Genomic DNA, 17,914 nt, shown 5'->3' on the forward strand with positions numbered 1-17,914 from the left:
TGGCCTAGAGCAAATCAGCAAACGGCTGAATATACACAATTTGCCCAGCGGCAATAGCATCATCAGCATCATCAATCACGATTAAGCAATTGGCTTTAACCATGGAATTAAGCATGCCAGAACCTTGGGGACCAGTCGTGCGTACATGTAAACGGCCATCATCGCCAAGATGATAAACACCGCGTAAAAATTCACTGCGTCCCTGGCGGCTTGGCAGCATTTGATCGCTAATAGCTGGCAGCCACTTAGCTTGCCACTGCGCTTCACCAGCGAGCTTTCTTAAGGCTGGTTGCACGAATTGCAAGAAAGACACCATCACAGCCACTGGGTTACCTGGCAAACCAAAGAACAGTGCTTTGTTGACTTGGCCAAAAGCGAGTGGTCGCCCTGGGCGCATGTTGATTCGCCAAAAATTAATTTGGCCAAGTTGGGCGAGTACAGTTTTGATGTAGTCGGCATTGCCAACCGATACGCCGCCAGAGCTAATGACCACATCGGCTTGAGTGGCCGCTTGGCTTAAGGCTGCGCTTAACGCGGCCTCAGAATCTTCGATAATTCCAAGATCGATAACCTCACAACCTAAGGCTGTAGCCATGGCGCTGATGGTATAGCGGTTCGCATCATAAATGCAGTCAGGCTTTAGAGCCTCGCCCGGTTGACTCACTTCATCGCCAGTACTAAATACCGCCACCACAGGCTTTTTAACCACAGTGGCATGGGCAAAACCAAGGGATGCCAACAGGCCAATTTCGGCGGCGCCTAAACGCTGACCTGAGGTAAGGGCGGTGGCGCCTTGGCGAATATCTTCCCCCGCTAAACGTACATGTTGACCGCGAATAACGCCGTCATGGCAACTCATGTGGCCATCTTGCTCTGTGGTGAGCTCTTTTGGTACGACAGTATCTGCGCCTGCAGGAATGGGAGCGCCAGTCATAATGCGCACGGCTTCGCCGGTGTTAAGCGCGCGCTCAAAACTGTGGCCCGCTAAAACTTGGCCAACTATCTGATACTTTGCAATATCCGCGTCATAAGCCAGTGCAAAGCCATCCATCGCCGAGTTAGTTTGCTGCGGTACATCCACTGGTGAAATCGCATCTGTGGCCAATACGGCGCCGTTAAGCTCGGCTAATGGCAGTGACAGATACTCAGTTAATGGCGTGACGCAGTTTAAAATGGCTTGCGCGCCTTGGCTAACGCTTAAGGTTTGACTGGTGTGAGCTGGCGCAACTGTGGTCATTGGACGCTGGGCTAATGCAGGCTCTGCTGTTACGACTAGCTGCGCAGCCTTGTGTGCTGCCTGCCAGTCAGAGACATAGCTCATGACATAATCGGCAATGGCATTGATGTTGTTTAAATCCAACCTTGGCATAGATTCAGGCAGTACTGTGTCATCACAGCAAGCGACTGCAAGAATATTGTCATCATGCTCATGAATAAACGGCTTGCCGTGGGCGGCGCGGTGTAATTCAATCTTAGGTAATTGCAGCTTTTTAAAGCCTTCGACTAAGACGATATCGACTTTATCGGCTTCAATTTGTGCCAATAAATGCGGTAATTGCGGGTCGCCCTCTAGCGCATCTTCGGTCATTAATGCCCAGCGCACATGGGAGGCAACCAGCATTTGTCTGGCACCGGCTTTGCGCATTTCGTAGCTGTCTTTGCCTGGAATATCCACATCAAAATTATGGTGAGCATGCTTGATCACTGCTAAGCGTAAACCGCGGTGGTTTAATTCAGGGATCAATTGCTTCAACAAGGTGGTTTTGCCTGTGCCGCTGTAGGCACAAAATCCAAGTACGGGAATAGACAGCGGATTTGAGAATGGAAGGGTCATTAATGTCTCACTTAACCATGCTTTTAAGAGTGGTAGCCAGTTGCTGTTTCTGCTCTTGAGTATTCACATTGATGAATGCCTGCGGCTGATCAGCAAAGCTTACCTCAGCAACGTTGAGCGGTTGATACCAAAGTTCGATTTTGCGATCGCCGCCATCTAAAAAGGCCTGCATTGAGTCGCGTAAATGGGGTTTAAGCAGCATGATCACAGGCTGAGTTCGTTTGCCATCGGTAGCAACGGCCAGATCGGCGTCTTGGGATTCTAAGGCCGCTTGCATGCGAGTCACTAAATCTAGCGGCAGCAAAGGACAATCACAAGGAACTGTGATCAGGTATTGGGTATTGGCATCGCATTCATTGAGGCCGCTGATAATGCCAGCAAGTGGGCCTAAAAAGCCTGAGTCTTGATCGCTCACCACTAAGTAGCCATAACGCGCATACACGTCTTGATTACGATTAGCATTTATCACTATGTCAGCGACTTGAGTGTTGATCCTGTCGATGACATGCTCAATCATGGCTTTATCGTTTAAGATGACAAGTCCCTTATCATCACCGCCCATACGCTGAGCTCTGCCACCGGCTAAAATCACCGCCTTAATTGCTGACATATTGTTTTTCCTCGTGATGCTTACATAACCAGGGCTGGCTTATCAGTCGCTGATTGTCGATGTGCCAGTGCTGCTCACACATATCGGTTAAGCCGCAGCGCTGATGACTGGTGAGTAATAAGCCCGTGCCTTGCTCGGCAAGTGAGCTCACCATAGTTTGTACTAACTGGCTAGATTCACTATCCATATTGGAAATTGGCTCATCGAGCAGTAATAACTTAGGGTTGAGTATCCAAGCTCTGGCGATAGCTAAGCGTTGGCGTTCGCCGCCCGAAAGAATGGCAGCATTACTGGTAAGTAAGTGCTCAAGTTTGGCCATGCTAATGGCTTGCTCGCGTCTTTGGGCTATTTGGCTTGGGTCGTGACTAAAGCGCGCCGCAAAGGCTAAGTTGTAGTCAACGCTGCCTTCAAAAAGATACGGGTGTTGATGCAGATAAACTACTTGGCCTAAAGGTGAGTGCTTGGCGCCTTGGTTATTGACTACCAACTGCCCTTGAGTGGGCTTAATTAGCCCAGCTAACACTTTCATTAATGTGGTTTTGCCACAACCATTTTCACCTTGCAGGTAAATGCGCTGCCCTTGGCTAAATTGCAATGAGCGGATAGAAAATAAACGACGTTGCTCAAATTGCATCACAAGGTCGGTGGCTTGGAGTGTTAGCATAAAAACCTGTATTAATGACTGCGAGGCTCAGCTTTGCCTCTAAAACTGCCTATTCCAAAATTCAGTAATAGCGCCAGTATCAATAATACCAGACCTAAGGCTATGGCCTGAGCAAAATCTCCCTTACTGGTTTCAAGTGCAATCGCGGTTGGGATATTGCGAGTCACGTACATGATATTGCCGCCCACCATCATAGAGCAACCGACTTCCGTGACTATGCGACTAAATGCCGCAATGATGGCCAACGTTAATGGCGCCCTGAGTTCGCGGCACACCACCCATACGGCTTGAAGTTTAGTGGCACCCATAGTCAGCGGGGTTTCCCACGCGCGTCTATCTACGCTCGAAAATGCGGCCTGACTCATGGCAATGAGCACGGGAGCGCAAATCATCATCTGGCCTAAAATCATGCCTTTTTGAGTGAATAACCAGCCTAAATCGCCCATGGGGCCGGTGCGAGTTAGCAGTAAATATACCAGCAGGCCTATGACCACGGTTGGGATAGATTGCAGCGTTTGCACTAAGTTGGTGACGACCCAGCGTCCAGGAAAGCGGGTAAAAGCGAGTAGGAAGCCTAAAAGAATCGAAGGGATGAGCGTGATTAGCAGTGCGGCGATAGAGACGATAAAAGACACGCCGATAATCGACCACACGTCGTGATTAAGTGAAAACAGCAGGCCAATGGCCTGCTGCATCAAGGCTGTCCAGCTATCAATCATCGCTTGTAAGTAGCCTTGAATAACTGTTCGTCTTGCACTTTATATTGATTAATCATTTGCTGCGCCGCCTCTGAAATCAACCAATCAGACAGGGCCTGAGCACCCTTGTGGTTCAGTTCTGGGTATTTCTTTGGGTTGATTAAAATGATTTGATATGGGTTAGCTAAAGCGCTGCCACCATCAAAATCAATGGCTAAATCAGTCTTATTCTTATAAGCCACATAAGTGCCACGATCAGACAAGGTATAAGCGTGTAATTCGTTAGCCATTTGAATGGTTTTACCCATGCCTTGACCTACAGAAGTGTAACCAGAAAACTCTGGTGACATAGCGGCTTCTTGCCATAAGGCCAGCTCTTTCATGTGAGTGCCTGAGTTGTCACCGCGAGAGATGAAAGGCACATCTGACTGGGCAATACGCTGCATAGCTTCAGCGGCGGTTTTGCTGCTGCGGATGCCAGCAGGGTCATGTTTTGGGCCTAAGATAACAAAGTCATTTTCCATGATGCCGCGTGGCATCCAACCAAAACCTTCTGCCACAAACTTAGCTTCTGCACCTGGCGCGTGAGTCATAACAACATCCACATCACCTTGACGACCTAAGGCCAGCGCCTTGCCAGTACCCGTTGCTATCACTTGCACCTTGTAACCTGACTCTTTTTCAAAGGTAGGCAGAAGGTCGGCTAATAAGCCTGAGTTCTCGGTGCTAGTGGTAGTGGCTAATTTAACCACCTGGTTATCGGCTTTAGCTGGGGCTGCGGCCAAAAATAATACGCCTAAGGTTAGCGCTAACCATTGGCTAATAGTTTTACTTTTCATGAAAGCTCCTGAAGTCCATCTTAAGATACCGCGAGCACTGAGAAATATACGGCTGCGGCTATGTTATGCCATTAATCAAACGTGCGTACAAGCAAAAACAATGCCAAGTTTCAAATGGCGATCTGAGCGTGAATTCTTAAAAAAACGTGAAGTTAGACACTCATCGAGGTCACAACTTTTAGACAAAATGTCCTATTAGTCAGATTTTTTGGTGCATAGTGACCAATCTTGACCAGACATTTGCTAGACTCCCTACCAATTGAGTCAAAATGTCCACCAGAGGACAATATGAGCCTGAACCCATCTAAGTCTATTACCATGCCTACCGCTGTCTCAGTATTAATTGTTGATGATGAGCCTGGCATGCGCAGTTTTTTAAGCAAAGCATTAGCCAAAAAGTTCGCCTTAGTGGAAACCGCAGGCAGTGTCGAAGAAGCTGAGCAATTACGTCAGCGCTGTCATTTCGACTTATTGCTGGTGGATATTCGCCTCCCCGGGCGCAGTGGCATTGAATGGCACGAAGCCTTATCCGATCAAGAGCGCCGCTCTGACGTGATTTTTATGACGGGTTATGCCGACATGGAAATTGCCATTCGGGCGCTGCGCGCTGGCGCTTCTGATTTCATCATGAAGCCGTTTCATTTAGAGCAAATGATGACGGCTGTGGATAGATGTATCGAGCGGCGTTTATTAAAGCGCGAGAACTTGATGCTGCGCCGCGAAGTATCGATTGGTTATGCCAGTACCATAATCGGTAACTCGCAGGCGATGCGAGATGTGAAAGATATTATCGCCAGAGTCGCGCCCACTAACTCAGTGGTGCTTATTCAAGGCGAATCCGGCACAGGTAAAGAGTTGGTGGCGCGGCAATTACATCAGCTTAGCGGTCGCCAAGGCCCATTTGTGCCGGTGAACTGCGGCGCCATTGCCCCAGAATTACTTGAAAGTGAATTGTTTGGCCATGCGGCTGGCGCCTTTACTGGCGCAAAAGCGAGCCGCGAAGGCTTATTTAGCTTTGCTTCTGGTGGCACCATCTTTTTAGATGAAATCGGCGAAATGCCGCTTAAAATGCAAACTGCATTGCTGCGCGTATTAGAGCAAAAATCAGTGCGCCCTGTGGGCAGCGAGAAAGAAGTCGCCATTGATGTGCGAGTGGTTGCGGCATCGAACCGCACCTTGATTGATGAGGTTAACGCTGGCAATTTCCGCCAAGACTTATATTACCGCCTGAATGTGCTCGATATAGTTATCCCGCCGCTGCGCGAGCGACGTGATGATATCGTGGAATTAACCCATTATTTCACTTTAATGCTGGCCGCAGAGCTTGGCGTTAAGGATGTAGTGTGGAGTCATGAAGATTTACTTAAGTTGCAGCAATACGACTGGCCAGGCAATATTCGCGAATTAAGAAACATGATTGAGCGCTGCTTGCTGTTAGGTAAGCCGCCAGCGGAATACTGGCGTAAACCGGCTATTAGTAATGAACCAATTCAATCGGGTTATCCCCTTGATTGGCCGCTGAAACAAGTAGAAAAAGATCATGTTACCCGCGTGGTCGCGGCTTATGATGGCAATAAAAGCGCGGCGGCACGTGACTTAGGCGTGTCGCGCAAAACCTTAGACCGTAAGTACAAAGAATGGTTTGAGGGTGACTCAGGTGAGGTGCAAGGCTAAATGAAGTGGCTGAGTGAAAGGTTTCGGCAGGTTTTCGGCATGAGCTGGTTACAAATGAAGGCCAAAGTGCGCTATCGCATCTTAATTTTAACCTTGCTGCCTATCTTGCTGACCTTAGTCAGCCTAGTGTTTATCACTATTTATTGGAACATTAGCTACACCGGCCAACAGCTATTTATGAAGGTGAAAGCCGATTTAGCTGTGGCGCAAAATACCTTGTCGAGCTTACAAACACGGCAAGCCGCGCAATTGCAAAATGTCGTATCTTCGTGGGCCTTTCAAAATCACTTTCAGCATATGGCGAGCATGCCAAGCACTGAGGTTTTTGAAGCTTGTCTGTCTCAGCAGCAGAAGACATTAGGCTTAGATTTTTTACGCTTGGTGCCAGTAGCCGAAGCGCAGGCCGACCCAGACTTACGCCAGATGCTACCTAAGACTGAGCAAAATCAGGCGTTTTCTGGGTTAATGGTGATGTCAAATCAAGCGCTTGGGCGTTTATCCCCTGAGCTTGCTAAGCAAGCCATTATCGATATTCAAGCGACTCATCATGCCAATCCCCCGGACGTTAGCAAGTTATCGCGCGGCTTAGTGAGTCGCAGCGTATTGCCTGTGGCCGATAGCCAAGGCAATGTCTTTTGGTATCTTGATGGCGGTATTTTACTGAATCGCAATACCAACATAGTCGATGATATTCGTGACTTAGTGTATGAAGAGGGCACCTTGCCTGCGCGCTCCATCGGCGCTGTCACTATTTTCTTAGGCAATGTTCGGATTGCGACTAATGTGCCGCTTAATTTTTATCCGCGAGAAGGCCAAGACCCAGGGCGCGCCTTAGGCAGTTTAGTATCGCAAGAAGTTGAGCAAAAGGTATTGGCCACGGGTAACACTTGGGTTGATCGCGCATTTGTGGTGGATGATTGGTTTGTGTCGGCATATGCGCCCTTAAGGGATGTGCGCGGTAAACGCATTGGCATGATTTATACTGGGTTTTCTGAATCCCCCTTTGTCCATAACTACCTATTAAACATCTTGGAGCTTGGTAGCATTCTAATGTTAGTGCTCTTAGTGTCTGGCTTACTGGTTTATCGCGGCGCTTACAGTTTATTGCAACCCATAGAGCGTATTCATCATGTGGTTAAAGGGGTGCAATCAGGGCGCAATATGCGCATTGGGCCATTGGAGCTAGAGCGTGACAATGAACTATCCAATTTAGCGGCGCAGTTTGATTTGATGCTAGATCAACTCCAAGCCCGCAATCTTGAAATTCAAGCGGCGGCTGAGCAGTTAGAAATGAAAGTGGAGCAGCGCACCTTTAGCCTTCAAGAAAAAACCTTAGAGCTAGAGCGCAGCGTTAAGCTTCTCAATGAAACCCGCCAACAGTTAGTGACCAATGAAAAGCTTACGGCTTTAGGCGAACTAACCGCAGGTATTGCTCACGAAATTAATAATCCGACGGCGGTGATCTTAGGCAACATGGAATTAATTCGTTATGAGCTTGGTGATGCCTCCAATTTAGTGGAAGAAGAAATCGATTTGATTATTCAGCAGGTGGATAGGATAAGCACTATTATCCGCAGCCTGCTGCAATACAGCCGGCCAGGTGAATTTAATGCGCCGCTTGAGATGCATGACCTTAGCCCTATTCTTGAAGAAACTATGGTGTTAGTTAGACACTCAATTTCACAGCAAGAAGTGGTGTTAATTAAAGAATTTAACGCCAAGTGCCTCGTTGAAATTAATCGGCCGCAGTTATTACAAGTGCTGATTAACTTAGTGATTAACGCCACTCATGCCATGGCGGGTAAGGGGCGAATTTGGATCCGTACTTATGATTGGTATCAAGCCAATCAATCCTTTGAGAATGGTCACTCCCCCATAGGCGCGCGTATAGAAGTGGAAGATGAAGGCTGCGGTATTGCCGATAGCGTATTAAACCGAATTTTCGACCCGTTTTATACCACACGCAAAGATGGCACAGGTCTGGGTTTATTCCTAAGTTATGGCATTATTAAGCGCCTTGGTGGCACCATTGAAGTGAGTTCTACCTTAGGTCAGGGCACTAAGTTCATCATAGGTTTGTATCAATTTGCCAAAGAAAACAATGATGGCAATCCCTACGATGGCTTGCATTTTAGTGCAGCCACGAAAGACTCTGAAGCGCAACATTAGCCAAAAAATTCGGCAAAAAAAACCGAGAATTATCTCGGTTCAACAAAAGTGCTGAAGGTAGTCACATGCAGAGGGATGTGACTAAGAGCGAATCATGATGAATGCTCGGAACGCAATTAAATGATAATCATTATCATTTAATTGCGCAAGTAGTTTGTGATGATTTTTGCAATGGCGTGAGTCCACCTCAGCTAATCACTGCTGGCAGCCTGAACGCTTGGCTTGCTAATGGTTTACTGCTTGCTTCTACAACACAGCTTATGACTGACTAGCTGTCAGTATTCTCAAACTATAGCCGCAGAAAAATGCTTAGATAATCCAAGAACAGCAGCCCTAACTGCTGTTTTTGGTTGGTGTCTTTACAGGGAAAGGGGAGTTGTTACTACATGTGCCATGTGGCGCAGCAGTAGCAGGCAGGCTTATGCCAACTTGCTAGTGCTATCGGGCGTGATAATTCTGTCTTGTAATACTCGCAGTAATACCCCGTAGGCAGGTAAGAACAGCGCAAAGCTAATGGCAAGTTTAAAGCCATAATCCACTAAGGCAATCTCAGGCCAGTGCTGCGCCATAAACACATCATTGGATGCGTAAAACGCTATGCTGAAGAACACTAAGGTATCGATAAAATTACCGATAAAAGTCGATGCCGCAGGAGCCACCCACCAACTGCGCTGAGCGCGAATTTTGGCGAATACTTTAATATCCATCAGTTGCCCCACCAAATAAGCGGCAAAACTTGCAAAGGCAATTCTGAACATAAAGGAGTTGAATTCAGTTAAGGATCCCATGCCTTGGAAACTGCCTTGATGGAACAGCACGCCGATGATGTAGGAGATAATTAAGGCTGGTACCATGGCTTTAAAGATAATGCCGCGCGCTTGCTGCTGACCAAAAATACGCACAGTTAAATCGGTTGCCAAATAGACGAAAGGAAAGCTGAACGCGCCCCAGGTGGTGTGATAACCAAAGATTTGGAAAGGTAACTGCACCAGATAGTTGCTGGCAGTAATGATAAAAATATGAAACGCGGTCAATAACAACAGCGCGCGCTGATATTGCGCGTTAGAAAGCATAAGCATCTTGTAGCCTTTTTAGTTTATTGGCGGGGTTAGGGAACCCGCGGATTTCGTGTGCCTTGGTAGCTCAGTACTGGACTGCTACTAAGGGTCGCAAATTATAGGGAGCCATCAACAGAATGCAAGTCTTGAGGCTAGAAATCGATAAGAATTGAGATGATAGTAGCGAGTTTGTTTTCTAACTCCTGCCACTCGGCTTGCGGATCTGAGCCTGCCACTATGCCTGCACCGGCAAACAAATTAATGCGGCCTTGTTCAAACAAGGCGCAGCGAATTGCTACCGCAAATTCACTTTCAAGGGCGTTAAAGTAACCGCAAGCGCCGGCATACCAACCACGCTGATAACCTTCTTGCTCACGAATAAAATCCATGGCGGCGCGTCTTGGTAAGCCGCCAACGGCAGGGGTGGGGTGCAAGGCGAGCAATAAGTCAAAATCATTAATTTCAGACTTGAGCTCGGCGCGGATAGCGCGGTGCAAATGCTGAATGTGTGTCAGTTTAAACACCCGTGGCTGCTCATCGGCGCCAACATACTGGCTGAGCGGGGTCAGCATATCGACAATATGTTCACGGACTAATTGGTTTTCGTATTTGTTTTTATTGTCATCCAACAAGGCGCGCGCCAATTGCTGGTCTTCCTCATCACTTAAGCCCCTAAGCGTGGTGCCCGCCAAGGCTTCGGTAAATAATTCCCGTTGGCGACGACGAAATAACCGCTCTGGCGAACAAGAAATAAAGGAATGCTCGGGAGTAAATTGAAAGCCAAATTGAAAGCTATTGGGATTACGTCCTTGCCAGCAAGCTAACACCATCCAAGGGTTGGCTTCGCCATCAATATCTAGCTGAGTTAAGCGGGATAGCACCACTTTAGGCGTGGCTTGATTAAAATCCGCCTCAGTCACTTGCTGCACTAGCGTTTGCCAGCGATCAAATGAAGGTTGGTCGTGACGCGCTAACAAACTCAGTTTATGGGGCGGCATGAGTGGCCTAGCCGGTTTAATGAGGGCTAAACAGCGCAGCGCATCATCAAGTTCGGCATTGAGTTCAGGGGCATCGACATTAATATTGATCCTTAAACTAAATTGCTCGGCGCTGCGACGCAGTTCTATCCGTGGTAACACGAATCTGGCTTGGCCATATTCAGTCCAACTGGCAATGGAGCGGTCAAAGGCGAGGCCGCCATAATAGCGAATTTGTGGGTTATCACTGAGTTGGCGTTGTCTTTGATAAGCTTGGGCTAACTGCTCATCGCTGCTGTCTTGCTCGAAGAAGAATTCTAGGCAGCGACCAATGGCAGCGACTTCTTCCACTTTATCGCGGCCTTGCCAATAAATTTTCGGGTAGGTTTGCTGGCTAGCTAGCCAAGAAATCAATGGGATAGCATCAATGTCACTGGATAATTGCAGTAAGCTATCTTTGATACCAAACGGCTCATTGCGTAGAGACTCGATTTTTCCCTTTAGGGTTTCAATGGCAGACAACAACGACTGAAAAGGCAAAGAGAACTCCTGCAACGATCAAAGACTCATACCGTGCCCGCTAAGTTAGATTGCAACTTATCTAAGACTAAGGTGAGTTAGCTATTAATAACCGCTCAAATTATGCTGTCAGCGCGGTCAGTGTCAACTAAATCGGTTCAGCTTGTGAACTTAGCCAACATGTGGATGCTTTGGCTGACTAAAGTGATGAATTTATGCTGTGGCTAACAGCGCTTGTTCAAGCATATCTGCAAATCGACTAACGACTACTTAGTCGTGGCGGGTCTTAACACCATTAAGTCTCTCTCTCGTGAAATTTATGTCCATGCCTAAATTTTGAATTGAGCTATCCTTTAGCTATTAATCACATGAAGCGCGGCATTGGCCGTTGTTACGGCGTTTGGCGAGTGATTATGCGGGATTTCAAGGGGTCGCATGTAGGCAAGGAAACATTTCTTGTCGTATGTTTATAGTATTGTCGTTCGCATCTTGGAGTAGACAGTCAATGGAGAGTTCCACCGTCAAGGATGAGCTGCAGAGGGTACCCGTTGCTAAATTAGCCGTAGGTATGTTTGTAGCTGCCATTGATGATTCTGGCAAAGTCACTATCGCCAATGCGGGGCAAATTCAAGATAGAACTGCCATCGCTAAAATCATTAAAAGTGGCATCAAGTTTGTGTGGATAGACCCTAGTAAATCGGCGCCAGGATCAATTGTTCAAGCTAAATCTAAAACCTCAACCACCAGTGGCGGCAATCGCGACGTACGCCAAACCAATGCCAAAAAATTATTAGGTGAAGCCAAGGGCCTCATCAAAAAAGTATTGGGTGAAATTTATGAAGGCAAGGCGATAGAAGTTGAGCCATTTGAAGCCTTAGCAGAGAACATGATTGAGTCGGTAATGCTGGATGTTGATGCCTTTAAATGTATCTCGGCGCTGCGCACTAAAGATGCTTATCTGTTAGAGCATTCAGTCAATGTCGCCTTCTTACTGGTGACTTTTGGGCGCCACCTCAAGCTTGATAAGCAACTTCTTAAAGATATGGCTATCGGCGGCATACTCCATGATGTCGGCAAAATTCGTGTTGATAACAAGGTATTGCATAAGCCTGGTAAGCTTACGCCTGAAGAATTTGAGCACATGAAGCTGCACCAAGTGTATGCCTTAGAAGAAATGAAAGCCGCTAAGGGCTTATCGCAAGTCTCCAAAGATGTGTGTTTGATGCACCATGAAAAGCTCGATGGTAAGGGGTATCCTAGGGGGTTAAACGCTGATCAAATTCCGCTTCACGGGCGCATGAGTTGTATTTGTGACATTTTCGATGCTCTGACTGCTACTCGATGCTACAAGCAGGCAATGAGCCCAGCCTCGGCCTTTAAAATCTTATTGAGTCTGACGCCGTTTCATTTAGATCAACAGCTAGTTTATGAATTTATTCGCTGTGTCGGCGTTTATCCCGTGGGTTCACTGGTCGAGTTGTCCGATGGTCGCGTAGGCATAGTGTGGGATGCTAAAGAGCGCGACGCCCTGCACCCTATCGTTAAATGCTTTTATTCACTTAAGCATCAGCGCTACACCGACATAGAATATCTGGATTTGAATAAATCTGAGTTAGGCATAGAGCGCGGCGTATCGCCAAGTAGTTTAAGTGTTGATCCCGCTCCTTTCTATTAAGCCGTAGTTAGGTCATGCGCCAGTCAAAAGACTCGCCTATTTAGTTTAGTCAGCCTTGATATACCCTCTACATACGCAATTTAGCTAGGCTAGCTAGAAACAAAAATGCGCGTTTATAAACGCAAAACACCCAGCAATGGCTTAATGCCACTCGCTTAAGAGCGAGTGGCATTTTTACTTGGATATTTCACTGTTTTCTTTAGCACCACACGCGGGTAGCTGGGCCGATTCCTCTTTGGGGGTAAAATCAACCTTTTGCCATTTTCCCTCAGTCGTTTTAAGTGCTGTGGGATCGCTCCCGGACTCCCTCTGTCGCTCCAACCAAACTCATCCTGTATTAAAAACAGGGCATTAATGAAACTTATCCTCTGTGGCTCAACTTTATGCTGCACTGCCATTGCGGCCATCTCTAGCCGAACAATATTGTAGGTCGTTAAGATCCCCCATAATTCTTGATACACCCCATCCTTCTTCTTACTGCGCAGGACAGGTTTATTTTCCAGTTGATATTGCTTTAGCTCACTATAACCCCTCTCTATCTCCCATCGCTGCCAATACACCTTGAGTAAATCGTTCACTGGATAGATGTTGGGGCATAGGCAGGACGTGATAAACCCTTTGATATCACCTTTGGGTGACGGAATAAGAATAAGGCGGGCTTGCCAGCTCTCCCCCAGATAAGGCGCTTACTGTTTAGCTTGGGGTGATACCGGCATCTCAACCAGATGGTCATACTCTGAGAATGACTCGATAATTTGATAGCGGGTCTTAGACTTTATCGGGGTTAACCAATGGGTGTTTGCACCGCTTTCTTGCCAGCTGATGAGCAATTCGGCAGACATAAACCCACGGTCAAACAACGTGAGCGAATTCTCGGGAGCTGAGCCAACCAATTGCTGTGCATAGTGAATTTCACTGTGGGTAACAGGCCCGAAAGCCGCATCAGAAAGTAAGTGGCTACGAGTAGACATTAAGGTGACCGCCAGCACAGAGGGAAAAGAAGCCGTGCTTTGTGCAAAGCCAAAGTGATGGTTTTCTTCAGTGTTATGCGTCTTAAAATACGTCCCATCAACACTGAGCAATTTCAATCCCGCTATCTCATCAAATTCGCACTGTGTTTCCCACTGTGCAGCGGTTGTTTTGAACAGATAACGCATGGGCTCTGAACCCAACTTTTCTTTGGCTTTGATGATACTACTGGTCGCCAGTGGCGGGAGCTCCCCCTTGGAGTCGGGAAATGCCAGTGAGAGCGTATCACAGACTTGCTGAATCGAGCGGTTACGCATCAAACCAATGCCTAGAACCAACCAAACAGCTTGCTCTGCAGGGAAACGGCGGGTTCGAAGCGAGGCCCTGCCAGTTTGTTGCACAGCCTCAGCTACCCAATCCATGGGAACATGTTTGGGCGAATACATCAATATCTTGCGCTTGGCAAAATTCAGCGGTAACGAGTAGCTCTTTAGAAAATTCAGACATAAAAAAATCAGCTGCAACTTAGGTTGCGGCTGATTATGGAGCCCTTGAAAGATCGTTCAACTACTTAAAACGATCGGCATTAAGCAATGGCTGGGTGTTTTTAGTTGCGGAGCTTAGCTTAAACTCGTGGTAGGTTATTCCACGTTCTGGATCTGCTCGCGCATTTGCTCAATCAGCACTTTAAGCTCAACGGCGGCTGAGGTGATTTCTGAGCTGATAGATTTAGAGGCTAAGGTGTTTGATTCGCGGTTAAATTCTTGCATCATAAAATCTAAACGGCGACCTTCGCTGCCGCCTTTCTTAAGGATGCGGCGCGCTTCAGTCACATGAGCTTCGAGTCTATCCATCTCTTCAGCAACGTCTTGCTTTTGTGCCAGTAACACCATTTCTTGCTCGATACGGGCTGAGTCTAGCTCGCCTTTAATTTCGGCTAAACGGTTGGTGAGTTTGTCACGCTGATATTGCATTACTTGTGGCATGTGCGCGCGCACTATGGCCACTTGTTCGCTTACGCCATCAAGGCGGGCTTGCAGCATATCGTTGATAGCGGCGCCTTCGCGGCCACGAGCTTCAATAAATTGATCGATAGCAGCATCAAAGGCAGCCATTAAATCGGCGCCAATTGCATCCATATCACGCTCAGCGCTAGAAAGTACGCCCGGCCAGCGTAAGATGTCAGTCAGGTTCACGTCACCTTGACCCGCTTCTTGCTTTAACCACTGCGCCGCGCCCAGCAATTGCTTGGCTAAGGCTTGATTGAGTTGTAATTCATTGTTGGTATTCTCGGCCAACTCATAACGCAAGTTCACTTCGATTTTGCCGCGATTCAGGCGTTTACGAAGGCGATCGCGTAAGGCAGGTTCAAAGCTGCGAAACTGCTCTGGTAAACGCAGGTAAGTTTCTAAATAGCGTTGATTGACTGAGCGGATTTCCCATGAGGCAGTGCCCCAGTCGGCTTTGTGTTCGATACGGGCGTAGGCTGTCATGCTTTGGATCATGCGAAGTTTCCAGATGGCGTCGAAAGTAAATGCAGATTATAGCCTTGGGTCGACTCTGGGGGAACCTTTAACGGCCTAGGCCACGATTTGGCCATGCAAATCATGGCATATATGTGGAAAGTCCTTATAATATGCCCCCAGATTTAATCAAATTATTAAGCACAGGAATTCTCATGCGTCCAGGCAAGCGTACCCCAGCACAAACCCGTCCGATCACCATTACCCGTAACTTTACTGCTCATGCTGAAGGTTCAGTGTTAGTGGAGTTTGGTGAAACTAAAGTGCTGTGTACTGCCAGCTTCACTGAAGGGGTTCCGCGCTTCTTAAAAGGCCAAGGCCAAGGCTGGGTAACCGCTGAATACGGCATGCTGCCGCGTTCAACTCACAGCCGCATGGACCGCGAAGCTGCCCGTGGTAAGCAATCTGGTCGTACTCAAGAAATCCAACGCTTAATTGGCCGCGCCCTGCGCGCCGCGGTGGATATGAAATTACTGGGCGAAAACACCATAGTGATTGACTGTGATGTGATTCAAGCCGACGGTGGTACTCGTACCGCGGCTATTACTGGTGCCTGTGTGGCCTTAGTGGATGCCTTAAATTGGGCGCGCGCGAAGGGCGTATTAAAAGCTAACCCATTAAAATTCTTAATTGCCGCCGTCAGTGTTGGTATTTTTGATGGTGAAGCGATTTGCGATTTGGAATACATCGAAGACAGCGCTGCTGAAACCGACATGAACGTAGTAATGACCGAAACCGGCAAGCTTATCGAAATTCAAGGCACGGCAGAAGGTGAGCCGTTTAGCCATGAAGAGTTATTAGAAATGCTGGAGCTGGCCAAGCACGGTATTCGTGAAATTGTCGATGTTCAGAAAGCCGCATTGAATTGATATGAATTAGGGACCCGTTGAGGGTCCTTTTTTTAAAGCAAAAAGTTAGCCTGTGTACCACGCATAATAAAAATAAGATAAAAAATAAGATCATAAACAACAAAAAACAGATACCCAAAGTAACGTGAGGATTACGAGTGAAAGCTTATCAGCGAGAGTTTATTGAATTTGCCCTTGAGCGTCAGGTGTTGAAATTTGGTGAGTTTACCTTAAAGTCAGGTCGCCACAGCCCGTACTTCTTTAATGCCGGTTTATTTAATACTGGCCGTGATTTAGCCCGTCTTGGTCGCTTTTATGCCGCCGCCTTAATGGATGCGGGCATTGATTATGATTTGCTGTTTGGCCCAGCCTATAAAGGCATTCCAATCGCAACCACTACCGCTGTGGCGTTAGCTGAGCATCACGATGTTGATATGCCTTACTGCTTTAACCGTAAAGAGAAGAAAGATCACGGTGAAGGCGGTTCATTAGTGGGCAGCGAGTTAACCGGTAAAGTGATGCTGGTGGATGATGTGATCACCGCTGGTACTGCCATTCGCGAGTCGATGGATATTATTCAAGCTCATAACGCGAGTTTAGCTGGCGTGCTGATTGCGCTTGATAGACAAGAGAAAGGCAAGGGCGAGTTATCGGCCATACAAGAAGTCGAGCGTGATTATGGCTGCGCCGTGATTGCGATTATTACCTTGGCTGACTTGATAGGTTATTTGTCTGAAAAGCCAGGCATGGAAACTGAGCTTGCAGCGGTAAGTGAGTATCGACAGCAATACGGTATTTAATGCGATAGCAAAAACTGCCCCGAAACGACGTCGCTGCGGGACAAAATTATGAGTCCGCAGCGCCGCATAAGCCTTTAAGCCGGGTCGGTTGCGTCAACTAAAAACTAAAAAGCCTAAGATGTGATGTCTTAGGCTTTTTTACGCGCCGCGCATAGTTCAGCATGTTGTGCCTGCTGACTGGCATTATGCATAGGCTTAGGGGTGCAAAAACTCGGCGCGGGTGGCAGGGTTAGTTTTAAAAATTCCGCCTAAAGCCGTGGTAGTGGTGGAGCTGGTGGAGTCCATCACGCCGCGAGATTTAACGCAGTAATGCACGGCATCCATTTTTACTGCGACATCTTGTGTTTCAAGCAAGGTTTGCAGTGCCACTAAAACTTGCTGAGTTAAGCGCTCTTGCACTTGTGGCCGCTGGGCAAAAAAGCGCACTATGCGATTAATTTTCGATAGCCCTATGATGTTGTTACGCGGCAAATAAGCCACAGTCGCCACGCCATCTATGGTGACTAAATGATGCTCACAAGTGCTAGTCATGCTGATATCTTGCACGCGCACCATTTCATCAAACTGCATTTTGTTTTCGATGACAGTGATTTTTGGAAAGTTGGCATAATCTAGGCCAGAGAAAATCTCATCGACATACATCTTGGCAATGCGTCTTGGGGTGTCAGCTAGGCTGTCATCGCTTAAATCTAGCGACATTAATTCGAGGATTGAGCGCATGTGCTGTTCAATCTTATCTTTGCGAACGTCAGCAGACAGAACTGAGGGCAGCATCGGGGTTTCTAACCCACGTTCTAACAATGCCGTTTGCACTTTGCGTGCTGCGTCTGAGAGTGCCATGTTTCCTCCAACATCAATTGCGAACCCATCTCGACTACACTCATTTATTCAGTGGTAGCGAGCGACTTGGGCTGGTGAGAATACCTTGAAATGCCGTCAATTCATACTCTTTGGCGGATAAAAAAACCGATTAACTTAGTCGGGTATTCGCTATTCTAGGTGCCGCCGCCGAGTTAGGGCTGTCGCTTAACTTGGTTATCTAGGGGCTAGGTTGGCT

At 47.5% G+C, this 17,914-nt stretch carries 14 protein-coding genes and 1 pseudogene; 5 read left to right on the top strand and 10 right to left on the bottom strand.

From position 1 onward, the window contains the following. Positions 1 to 4: 4 nt before the first annotated feature. From FJQ87_RS02200 to FJQ87_RS02220, 5 genes are read right to left on the bottom strand one after another with little or no spacing between them, the layout of a single operon-like run. Positions 5 to 1,834: a bifunctional molybdopterin-guanine dinucleotide biosynthesis adaptor protein MobB/molybdopterin molybdotransferase MoeA gene (locus FJQ87_RS02200; RefSeq protein WP_140930297.1), complete on the bottom strand. Its 1,830-nt coding sequence runs from the start codon at positions 1,832 to 1,834 to the stop codon at positions 5 to 7. Positions 1,835 to 1,841: 7 nt separating this feature from the next. Beyond that, a complete protein-coding gene (gene mobA, locus FJQ87_RS02205) occupies positions 1,842 to 2,444 on the bottom strand; it encodes a molybdenum cofactor guanylyltransferase MobA (RefSeq protein ID WP_140930298.1) in 603 nt (200 codons plus the stop codon). Continuing rightward, positions 2,431 to 3,108 (bottom strand): energy-coupling factor ABC transporter ATP-binding protein, encoded by a 678-nt coding sequence (locus FJQ87_RS02210; protein WP_140930299.1) that lies wholly within the window; start codon positions 3,106 to 3,108, stop codon positions 2,431 to 2,433. Before FJQ87_RS02210 ends, mobA begins: the two co-directional genes overlap by 14 nt. Positions 3,109 to 3,119: 11 nt before the next feature. Then, positions 3,120 to 3,827 carry an ABC transporter permease gene (locus tag FJQ87_RS02215; RefSeq protein ID WP_140930300.1) on the bottom strand — a complete coding sequence of 236 codons (708 nt, stop codon included), beginning with the start codon at positions 3,825 to 3,827 and terminating at the stop codon, positions 3,120 to 3,122. Then, entirely contained in the window at positions 3,824 to 4,645 is an 822-nt protein-coding gene (locus tag FJQ87_RS02220) for a substrate-binding domain-containing protein (protein ID WP_140930301.1), read from the bottom strand. Before FJQ87_RS02220 ends, FJQ87_RS02215 begins: the two co-directional genes overlap by 4 nt. A gap of 288 nt (positions 4,646 to 4,933) precedes the next feature. Between FJQ87_RS02220 and FJQ87_RS02225 the strand changes: the two genes are divergently transcribed. After that, entirely contained in the window at positions 4,934 to 6,319 is a 1,386-nt protein-coding gene (locus tag FJQ87_RS02225; protein WP_140930302.1) for a sigma-54 dependent transcriptional regulator, read from the top strand. 39 nt (positions 6,320 to 6,358) lie between these two features. Further along, the gene (locus FJQ87_RS02230) at positions 6,359 to 8,488 is read left to right on the top strand and encodes a HAMP domain-containing sensor histidine kinase (RefSeq protein WP_240778797.1); all 2,130 of its coding nucleotides are present in this window, start codon (positions 6,359 to 6,361) and stop codon (positions 8,486 to 8,488) included. 419 nt (positions 8,489 to 8,907) lie between these two features. On the opposite strand, the gene FJQ87_RS02235 is transcribed toward FJQ87_RS02230, so the two are convergent. Both FJQ87_RS02235 and FJQ87_RS02240 read right to left on the bottom strand, forming a co-directional pair. Further along, the gene (locus FJQ87_RS02235; protein ID WP_140930304.1) at positions 8,908 to 9,567 is read right to left on the bottom strand and encodes a 7-cyano-7-deazaguanine/7-aminomethyl-7-deazaguanine transporter; all 660 of its coding nucleotides are present in this window, start codon (positions 9,565 to 9,567) and stop codon (positions 8,908 to 8,910) included. A gap of 131 nt (positions 9,568 to 9,698) precedes the next feature. Further along, positions 9,699 to 11,036, bottom strand: a complete 1,338-nt coding sequence (locus FJQ87_RS02240) for an isochorismate synthase (RefSeq protein ID WP_240778889.1) — start codon at positions 11,034 to 11,036, stop codon at positions 9,699 to 9,701. 511 nt (positions 11,037 to 11,547) lie between these two features. On the opposite strand from FJQ87_RS02240, the gene FJQ87_RS02245 reads away from it, so the two are divergent. After that, positions 11,548 to 12,717, top strand: coding sequence for an HD-GYP domain-containing protein (locus FJQ87_RS02245; protein WP_140930306.1), 1,170 nt, complete (start codon positions 11,548 to 11,550; stop codon positions 12,715 to 12,717). A 155-nt stretch (positions 12,718 to 12,872) separates the two neighbouring features. On the opposite strand, the pseudogene FJQ87_RS18790 reads toward FJQ87_RS02245, so the two are convergent. Further along, positions 12,873 to 14,108: pseudogene (locus tag FJQ87_RS18790) on the bottom strand (IS4 family transposase). A 219-nt stretch (positions 14,109 to 14,327) separates the two neighbouring features. After that, entirely contained in the window at positions 14,328 to 15,191 is an 864-nt protein-coding gene (locus tag FJQ87_RS02255) for a YicC/YloC family endoribonuclease (RefSeq protein ID WP_140930307.1), read from the bottom strand. 173 nt (positions 15,192 to 15,364) lie between these two features. Here FJQ87_RS02255 and rph point away from each other — a divergent pair, with 173 nt between their 5' ends. Next, positions 15,365 to 16,078, top strand: a complete 714-nt coding sequence (gene rph / locus FJQ87_RS02260; RefSeq protein ID WP_140930308.1) for a ribonuclease PH — start codon at positions 15,365 to 15,367, stop codon at positions 16,076 to 16,078. A gap of 137 nt (positions 16,079 to 16,215) precedes the next feature. After that, positions 16,216 to 16,857: an orotate phosphoribosyltransferase gene (pyrE, locus tag FJQ87_RS02265; RefSeq protein ID WP_140930309.1), complete on the top strand. Its 642-nt coding sequence runs from the start codon at positions 16,216 to 16,218 to the stop codon at positions 16,855 to 16,857. A 195-nt stretch (positions 16,858 to 17,052) separates the two neighbouring features. Here the strand turns inward: pyrE and folE are convergent, their stop codons facing one another. Further along, complete coding sequence (gene folE / locus FJQ87_RS02270; RefSeq protein WP_140930310.1) at positions 17,053 to 17,697, bottom strand: GTP cyclohydrolase I FolE; 645 nt, start codon at positions 17,695 to 17,697, stop codon at positions 17,053 to 17,055. Between the last annotated feature and the right edge of the window lie 217 nt (positions 17,698 to 17,914).

Origin of the sequence: Shewanella sp. SNU WT4 (genome assembly GCF_006494715.1) — a bacterium.
Classification (GTDB): domain Bacteria; phylum Pseudomonadota; class Gammaproteobacteria; order Enterobacterales; family Shewanellaceae; genus Shewanella.

Bases quoted from the DNA above. Each gene is read 5' to 3' on its own strand.
- FJQ87_RS02200 (WP_140930297.1), bottom strand. From the start codon at position 1,834: ATGACCCTTCCATTCTCAAATCCGCTGTCTATTCCCGTACTTGGATTT.
- mobA (WP_140930298.1), bottom strand. From the start codon at position 2,444: ATGTCAGCAATTAAGGCGGTGATTTTAGCCGGTGGCAGAGCTCAGCGT.
- FJQ87_RS02210 (WP_140930299.1), bottom strand. From the start codon at position 3,108: ATGCTAACACTCCAAGCCACCGACCTTGTGATGCAATTTGAGCAACGT.
- FJQ87_RS02215 (WP_140930300.1), bottom strand. From the start codon at position 3,827: ATGATTGATAGCTGGACAGCCTTGATGCAGCAGGCCATTGGCCTGCTG.
- FJQ87_RS02220 (WP_140930301.1), bottom strand. From the start codon at position 4,645: ATGAAAAGTAAAACTATTAGCCAATGGTTAGCGCTAACCTTAGGCGTA.
- FJQ87_RS02225 (WP_140930302.1), top strand. From the start codon at position 4,934: ATGAGCCTGAACCCATCTAAGTCTATTACCATGCCTACCGCTGTCTCA.
- FJQ87_RS02230 (WP_240778797.1), top strand. From the start codon at position 6,359: ATGAGCTGGTTACAAATGAAGGCCAAAGTGCGCTATCGCATCTTAATT.
- FJQ87_RS02235 (WP_140930304.1), bottom strand. From the start codon at position 9,567: ATGCTTATGCTTTCTAACGCGCAATATCAGCGCGCGCTGTTGTTATTG.
- FJQ87_RS02245 (WP_140930306.1), top strand. From the start codon at position 11,548: ATGGAGAGTTCCACCGTCAAGGATGAGCTGCAGAGGGTACCCGTTGCT.
- FJQ87_RS02255 (WP_140930307.1), bottom strand. From the start codon at position 15,191: ATGATCCAAAGCATGACAGCCTACGCCCGTATCGAACACAAAGCCGAC.
- rph (WP_140930308.1), top strand. From the start codon at position 15,365: ATGCGTCCAGGCAAGCGTACCCCAGCACAAACCCGTCCGATCACCATT.
- folE (WP_140930310.1), bottom strand. From the start codon at position 17,697: ATGGCACTCTCAGACGCAGCACGCAAAGTGCAAACGGCATTGTTAGAA.